General features: G+C 72.6%; 2 protein-coding genes. Both read left to right on the forward strand.

Translation table 11 applies throughout. The features are described from left to right. Positions 1 to 1072 (forward strand): diacylglycerol kinase family protein (locus ACFWP5_RS52410; RefSeq protein WP_384174536.1); only part of this gene is annotated, 1072 nt, incomplete at its 5' end. A gap of 78 nt (positions 1073 to 1150) precedes the next feature. Continuing rightward, the coding region (locus tag ACFWP5_RS52415) for a class I SAM-dependent methyltransferase (RefSeq protein WP_384174539.1) at positions 1151 to 1612 on the forward strand (462 nt) is incomplete at its 3' end.

Raw genomic sequence — 1612 nt, forward strand, 5'->3', positions numbered from 1 at the left:
CGCCCCGATCGCGTTCTCGGTCGCCATGTCCCGCGTCTACACCGGCGTCCACTTCCCGAGCGACGTGCTGGCGGGCGCCGCCCTGGGCGCGTGTGCGGCGTTCGCGGTGCGCGGCATGGTGCCGACGCGCGGGCAGATCGTGCCGCCGGCCCGCGTCCGCGCCGAGGTCCCGGCGCTGCCGGACGGCGAGGGTCTGGTCATGGTGGTCAACTCGGCCTCGGGCAGCGCGGACCGGGCCGACGCGCTGACGGACTTCCTGCCCGGCGCGGAGGTCGTCGCCTGCCAACCGGCGGACATACCGGCCGAGTTGGAGAAGGCGGCGACCCGAGCCCGGGTGCTCGGGGTGTGCGGCGGCGACGGCACGGTCAACGCGGCGGCGGAGGTCGCCCTGCGCCACGGCCTGCCCCTCGCGGTCCTCCCGGGCGGCACGCTCAACCACTTCGCCTACGACCTCGGCGTGGAGGGCCCGCGCGGTCTGAGCAAGGCGATCAGGCAGGGTGACGCCGTACGTGTGGACGTGGGCCGGTTCACGTCCGGCGCCACCCGGGGCATCTTCCTCAACACGCTGAGCCTGGGCGTCTATCCGGAGCTGGTGCGGGAGCGGGAGCGCTGGGCGCCCCGGGTCGGCGGCTGGCCCGCGGGGGTGCTCGCGGCGTTGTGGGTGCTGCGCGCGGACCGGCATCCGCTGGAGGCCGAACTCGGCGGCCGTACCCGCCCGTTGTGGCTTCTGTTCGCCGGCAACGGCACCTATCACCGCAAGGGGGTCGCCTCCGGCCGCCGCGTCGACCTGGCGGACGGGCGTCTCGACATCCGGATCGTGCACGGCGGCCGCAGGCCCGCACTCCGCCTGCTCGCGGCGGCGCTCGCGGGCCCGTTCACCCGCTCCCCCGCCCACGCGGCGGCCCAGGTCCACCGACTGCGCCTGAGCGGTCTCGCGCCCGGCACGCTGCTCGCCCGCGACGGTGAAGTCACAGACGTGGAAGGCGAGTTGACGCTGGAGGAGCAGCCCGAGGCGCTGACGGTGTACCGCCCGCTGACAGAGCCCCTGATCACCCGTCAGTCCACATCGTAAAACGCAGGTCTCATCATTCGGCATGCGCGCGTACCTTCATCCATACGACGAAGAAGCCGCGAAGGGGTAGGTAGAGCCATGCCGAAGCCGCAGGAGACCGCCGTCTACACGCACGGGCACCACGAGTCCGTGCTGCGTTCGCACACCCAGCGGACAGCCGCCAACTCCGCGGCCTACCTGCTCGGTTCGCTCAAGCCGCACATGAAGATCCTGGACATCGGCTGCGGGCCCGGCACCATCACCGCCGACCTGGCGGCGCTGGTCCCGGACGGCCACGTCACCGGTGTCGACCACGCGCCGGGCATCCTGGACCAGGCCCGGGCCACCGCCGCTCAACGAGGCCTGGAGAACGTCGACTTCGCGGTCGCCGACGTCCACGCGCTGGACTATCCGGACGACACGTTCTGTGTGGTCCACGCCCATCAGGTGCTCCAGCACGTGGGCGATCCGGTGCAGGCCCTGAAGGAGATGAAGCGGGTGACCAAGCCGGGCGGGTTCATCGCCGCCCGCGACGCGGACTACGCGGTGATGACCTGGTAC

The sequence above is a fragment of the Streptomyces sp. NPDC058469 genome, from assembly GCF_042721125.1.
Classification (GTDB): Bacteria; Actinomycetota; Actinomycetes; order Streptomycetales; family Streptomycetaceae; genus Streptomyces.